This window comes from Methylobacterium sp. J-026 (assembly GCF_022829585.1).
Taxonomy (GTDB): domain Bacteria; phylum Pseudomonadota; class Alphaproteobacteria; order Rhizobiales; family Beijerinckiaceae; genus Methylobacterium.
Genome location: NZ_JAKSYC010000168.1, coordinates 1 through 5972 on the forward strand (window position 1 = coordinate 1; position 5972 = coordinate 5972).

Below are 5972 nucleotides of genomic sequence, written 5' to 3' on the forward strand. Positions count from 1 at the left end.
ATGCTTGGTGACGGTCCGATGGCTCAATCCGAGGATCTCACCGATGTCGCGGCTCGACTTGCCGCGCGAGAGCCAGAGGAGGACCTCCGCCTCCCGGCCCGTGACGGGCAGGCGCGCCCGCAGCCGCTCGACCCCCGCCGCCTGCGCCTCGCGCGACAGGCGCAGCAGAATCTCGTCCGGCGTGCGGCCGATGAAGCTGAGGGCGTAGGCGACCCCATCCCGGTCGGTCAGCGACAGGGTGCCGGTCGCACCGGCGAGGCAGCCCCGCAGCCATTCCCGGGCCCGCGGCGGCAGGGCGAAGACGTCGAACGGCTCGGCCCCGAGCCCGGCCAGCAGTCGACCGGCCTGCGGCGTCGACCACAGCACGGTCCCGTCCTCCGCGACGGCGAACAGGGTCCGCCCCGCCGTGTCGAGGGCCGCTCGCGCGCTCTGCGCAGCGCGGGCGCTGGCCAGATGGACGCGGATCCGGGCCAGGATCTCGTCGGGGGCGATGGGCTTGGTGACGTAGTCGATCCCGCCGGCGGAGAGACCCTTCACGATGTGCTCGGTCTCGCTCAGGCCCGTCATGAAGATCACCGGCACGCCGGCGAGCTGCGGCTTGGCCTTGAGCCGGCGGCAGGTCTCGAACCCGTCCATGCCGGGCATCACGGCGTCGAGGAGGATCACGTCGGGGGTGATCTCGTCCACCAGCGCCAGGGCGAGGTCGCCGCCCACCGCCACCAGGACGGTGGCGCCGGAGCGCTCGATCGCCTCGGTGAGAAAGCTCAAGGTGTCGGGGGAATCGTCGACCACCAGGACCACGTCCCGGTGCGGCCGTGGGGTCGGGGTGTCAGCCATTGCGGGCGAGCCCCTGCAGCACCGAGAGGTAGCGGCGCAGGTCATAGCCCTCCACCAGCCCGCGCATCTGCGCCACGAAGGCCGGGGGTACCGACGTATCCGCCTCCATGCGGTCGAGCTTGGCCTCGATGGCCCGGATATGGCCGATCCGCCCGAGGCGAAGCAATTCGCCGACATGTTCCGGGCCGGGATGACCGATCTCCGCGTGCGCCGGGACGCGGGCGGGCGGGAGCGGCGCCGGATCGGTCCATTCGAGGTGCAGGAGCTTGCCGATCCGCTCCAGCACGTCGCGCAGATCGAAGGGTTTTGCGAAGATCGCGTCATGGGGGGCATCGTCGCCCCGCACCGGGCTGATCTCGTGGACGTTGGCCGACATCATGGCGATGGGGCCGGTATGCCCCTCCGCCCGGAGGGCCGCCGCGGCGGCCCAGCCGCTCATCCCCGGCATGGCGATGTCGAGCAGGATCAGGTCGATCCCGCCCTCGGCCACGGCCGCCAGGCAGTCCGGTCCCGAGCCCGCCTCGATCACGAGGATCCCGTGCGGCTCCAGGATCGCCCGCATCAGGGCGCGGTGGGCGGTATCGTCATCGGCCACCAGGACGGTGCGCCGGGCACCTACATAGGCCCGTTCCGGCGTCTGCGCGGGGGCCGGCAGGACGATGGGCGCGGGTTCGGCCACCGAAGACAGCATCAGCCGCAGTCGGGCCTGCGTGCCGCCCCCGGGCGCCGACGCCACGGTGATCTCGCCGCCGAGGAGCTGCGCCAGCAGGTTGGCGATGGTCAGCCCCAGCCCCGTGCCGGGCGTGCTGCGGGCCGCCGCCGTGGAGCCCCGTTCGAAGGGCTCGAAGATCCGCGCGCGATCCGCCTCCGGGATGCCGGGCCCGGTGTCGCGGATCGTGAACGCGGCGATCTGGCTCCGGTAGCTGAGGTCCAGCGAGACCGTGCCGGCCTCCGTGAACTTGATGGCATTCGACAGCAGGTTGAGCAGCACCTGCCGCAGCCGCTTCTCGTCGGTGGCGACCACCGCCGGCAGGATCTCGGGCCGCGAGAAGCGGAACTCAAGGCCCGCCTCCCGCGCCTGGAGCCGGACCATGTCGACCAGCTGGTCGAGGAAATCGGAGAGCCGGACCTCGTCGCGGTGGATCTGGAGGCGGCCGGCCTCCATGCGCGAGATGTCGAGCAGGCCGTCGATCAGCCCGGACAGGTGCTGGCCGCTGCGCCGGATCACCCGGATGGCGTTGAGGCGGTGCACCGGGATTGCCGGATCGGACTCGAGGAGCTGCGCGTAGCCGAGCACGGTGGAGAGCGGCGTGCGCAACTCGTGGCTGATCCCGATCACGTAGCGGCTCTTGGCCTGGTTGGCCGCCTCCGCCCGCTCCTTGGCCTCCTGCAGCTTGGCATCGGTGACCTTATGGGCAGCGATCTCCGCCTGGTAGAGCGCGGTCTGGCGCATCGTCTCGGCCTGGGCGACGCGGCGGCTCTCGTGGGCGAGGACGAACAGCCACGCCACGACGCCGAGGATGACCGTGAGGGTGAAGAACACGCTGGTGAGCGCGCCGCGCAGGAACGCGCTGTGCTCCGGATGCGCGATGGTCGCCCCGGCATGCACGATCCCGAGGATCAGGCCGATCACCGCACACAGCGTCAGCATCACCGCCAGGTAGCGGCCGAGGGGCGCGCCGATCCAGGCGGCGGTGCGGCCCGGGAGGATCCGCGCGACCGCCGCCTGCGCCTGCGCTTCCAGCCGGCCGTGCGGCTTGCACAGGTCGCCGCAGCGGGCGTCCAGCGAGCAGCAGAGCGAGCAGATCGGCGCGTCGTAGGCCGGGCAATGGGCCATGTCCTCCGCCTCGAAGGGGAGTTCGCAGACCCGGCAGACCACCTCCGCGGTCGGCCAGTCGGTCTTCGGAGCGCGGGCGAGATACCAGCGCCCCGCCGTCGCCCAGGCGATCGCGGGGGCGGCGCAGAACGCGATCACCAGGGTCAGGAGCGGCGCGAAGGGCTGAAGGCCGGGACCGAGCAGCCCGGTATAGGCGAAGCCGCCGCCGGCGAGCGCCAGCACCATCGCGCCGGTCCCGACCGGGTTCACCGCGTAGAGATGGGCGCGCTTGAACTCGATGCCGGGCGGCGAGAGCCCGAGGGGCTTGTTGACCGCGAGGTCGGCGGCGAGCGCACCGACCCAGGCCGAGACCACCGAGGCGTAGAGGGGCAGCGTGCTCGCGATCGTCTTGTCGATGCCAAGTTCCATCAGCAGCAGCGCGATGGCGACATTGAAGACCAGCCACACGACCCGGCCGGGGTGGCTGTGCGTCAGCCGGGAGAAGAAGTTCGACCACGCGATCGAGCCGGCATAGGCGTTGGTCAGGTTGATCTTCAGTTGCGAGACCACCACGAAGAGGCCGGTGATCAGCAGGGTCGCCCGGCTGCCCTCCCCGGTCAGGTAGCCGAAAGCCACCGCGTACATGCGGGTCGGTTCGGCCGCGTGTTCGGGCGGCACGCCGTGGCCGAGCACCAGGATCGCGAGCGCGGCGCCGAGCAGGATCTTGAGCATCCCGGGCAGGATCCAGCCGGCGCCCCCGGCCAGCACCGGGAGCCACCACCGGTGATCGCGCGGGCCGTTCGGTTCCGGCACGAAGCGCAGGAAGTCGACCTGCTCGCCGACCTGGGCGAGCAGCGCCAGCAGGACGCCCGTCGCGAGCCCGAACCGGGCGAGGTCGAGACCGGCGCCGCCGTCGAGGCCCGGGAAGTGGACGAGGGCGCGCAGCGGCTCCGCCCCCTGCCCCGCCACGAAGGCCAGGGGCAGCAGGCTCAGGGCGATCCAGAGCGGCTGCGTCCAGATCTGGAAGCGACTGATCAGGCGGATGCCGTAGACCACGAGCGGGATCACTGTCCCCGCGCAGAGGAGATAGCCGATCCCCAGCGGCAGCCCGAAGCAGAGCTGCAGCGCCAGCGCCATGATCGCCGCCTCGATGGCGAAGAACAGGAACGTGAAGCTCGCGTAGATCAGGGACGTGACGGTGGAGCCGAGATAGCCGAACCCGGCGCCACGGGTCAGGAGATCCATGTCGACCCCGTGGCGGGCGGCATAGACGGTGATTGGCGTCGCCGTCGCGAAGATGATCAGGCCGACGACGAGGACCGCCGCCAGGGTGTTGGGGAAGCCGGCCGTGAGGGCGAGCGTCCCGCCGATCGCCTCCAGCGCCAGGAACGAGACCGATCCCAGCGCCGTCTGCGCCACCTCGAAGCCGGACCAGCGCCGCGCCTTCTTGGCGGTGAACCGGAGGGCGTAATCCTCCAGCGTCTCGTCGGCGACGAAGCGGTTGTAGTCCCGGCGGATCGGGATGATGCGTTGCGGCCCGTTCATCGCACCGCGATCACGCACGCGCGCGAGAAAACGAGCGTTCGGGGAAACCCCGCGCTCCCCCTCGTACCCTTGAAACGCACCCGTCGGAATCCTGCGTCGCGATCATGCACCCCGTGCAAGAAAAGGGCCATACGCAAAACAGCGTATAGGCCGCAGCGCAACCGAGGTCCTAGCCTGCACCCGTCGATCCGCGGCCGCCTCTCAAGGCCCCGGACGCGAACAGGGTCAGGCAGATGGCAGACGACACCGACACCGGCGCGGATCAAGGCTTGCGTTCCCCGTTGCGGCGCAGGCTGCTCATGGGCCTGGCCGGCGCACCGGCGCTGGCGCTGATGCCCCGGGGCGCCTGGGCGGCGGCCCCAACCTCCGCGGTCAACACCACCGGCCTCGCGGTGACCGACACCGAGGTGACGGTCGGCATCCTGCACTCCATCACCGGCACGATGGCGATCTCCGAGACGGGCGCGCAGGAAGCGGAAAAACTCGCGATCCAGCAGATCAACGACGCCGGCGGCGTCCTCGGCCGCAAGATCAAGATCATCCAGGAGGACGGCGCCTCCGACTGGCCGACCTTCGCCGAGAAGGCCAAGAAGCTCCTGGTCAACGACCATTGCGCCGCCGTGATGGGCTGCTGGACCTCGGCCTCGCGTAAGGCGGTGCTGCCGGTGTTCGAGCAGTATAACGGGCTCCTGTACTACCCGACCTTCTACGAGGGCCTGGAGCAGTCGAAGAACGTCTTCTACACTGGTCAGGAGGCCACGCAGCAGATCCTCGCCGGCCTCGACTGGGTCCACAAGGAGAAGGGCGGCGACAGCTTCTACTTCATCGGCTCGGACTACATCTGGCCGCGCACCTCAAACAAGATCGCCCGCAAGCACGTCGAGAACGTGCTCAAGGGTAAGGTTGTCGGCGAGGAATACTTCCCGCTCGGCCACACCCAATTCAACTCGGTGATCAACAAGATCAAGCTGACCAAGCCGAAGGTGATCTTCGCGGACGTGGTCGGCGGCTCGAACGTGGCGTTCTACAAGCAGCTCAAGGCGGCCGGCATCGACCTGTCCAAGCAGGTGCTGATGACGATCTCGGTCACCGAGGACGAGATCGACGGCATCGGCGGCGAGAACATCGCCGGCGCCTATGCGTGCATGAAGTACTTCCAGTCGATCGAGAACGACAACAACAAAGCCTTCGTCGCGGCCTTCAAAAAGATGTGGGGCGAGAAGACCGTCATCGGCGACGTGACGCAGGCGGCCTATCTCGGGCCGTTCCTGTGGAAGATGGCCTGCGAGAAGGCCGGTTCCTTCGACGTCGACAAGGTGGTGGCGGCCTCGCCGGGGCTGGAGTTCAAGGGCGCGCCCGAGGGCTACGTCAGGATCGACGAGAACCATCACCTCTGGTCGAAGACCCGGGTCGGCAAGGCCAAGCCGGATGGCCAGTTCGAGATCGTCTACACCAGCCCCGAGCTGATCAAGCCGGATCCGTTCCCGAAGGGCTATCAGTAGCCTCGCCGATTCTCCCCTCCCCCCTCTGCGGGGGAGGGTGGCCCCTGCGTCAGCAGGGGTCGGGAGAGGGGCAGCGCGACGGAGCAGGATTTCACCTCCGTCGCGACCTATCCGGAAGCGGCGCTCCCCTCGCGCCGGTATAGGCGCACAGCCACGGCACCCAGCGGTAGATGGGATCGCGCTCAGCCGCTGCCGCTCCGAGAATCAGACTGGCCTCGGCGTCGCTGAACGGGATCTTCCCTTCCGACGCCTTGGCTTTGGTCGAGACGCCG

3 protein-coding genes and 1 pseudogene are annotated in these 5972 nt (G+C 69.5%); 1 reads left to right on the top strand and 3 read right to left on the bottom strand.

The features are described from left to right. On the bottom strand, nt 1–837 hold an 837-nt coding region (locus MKK69_RS15975), incomplete at its 3' end, for a response regulator (RefSeq protein ID WP_243969328.1). Beyond that, on the bottom strand, nt 830–4198 hold the full coding sequence (locus tag MKK69_RS15980; protein ID WP_243969330.1) for an ATP-binding protein: 3369 nt from the start codon (nt 4196–4198) through the stop codon (nt 830–832). The genes MKK69_RS15980 and MKK69_RS15975, both read right to left, overlap by 8 nt. Before the next feature lie 233 nt (nt 4199–4431). On the opposite strand from MKK69_RS15980, the gene urtA reads away from it, so the two are divergent. Next, entirely contained in the window at nt 4432–5700 is a 1269-nt protein-coding gene (urtA, locus tag MKK69_RS15985; RefSeq protein WP_243969332.1) for an urea ABC transporter substrate-binding protein, read from the top strand. Nucleotides 5701–5791: 91 nt separating this feature from the next. On the opposite strand, the pseudogene MKK69_RS15990 reads toward urtA, so the two are convergent. Next, nucleotides 5792–5972, bottom strand: a pseudogene (locus MKK69_RS15990) (hypothetical protein); the annotation flags it as partial.

Bases quoted from the DNA above. Each gene is read 5' to 3' on its own strand.
- MKK69_RS15980 (WP_243969330.1), bottom strand. From the start codon at position 4,198: ATGAACGGGCCGCAACGCATCATCCCGATCCGCCGGGACTACAACCGC.
- urtA (WP_243969332.1), top strand. From the start codon at position 4,432: ATGGCAGACGACACCGACACCGGCGCGGATCAAGGCTTGCGTTCCCCG.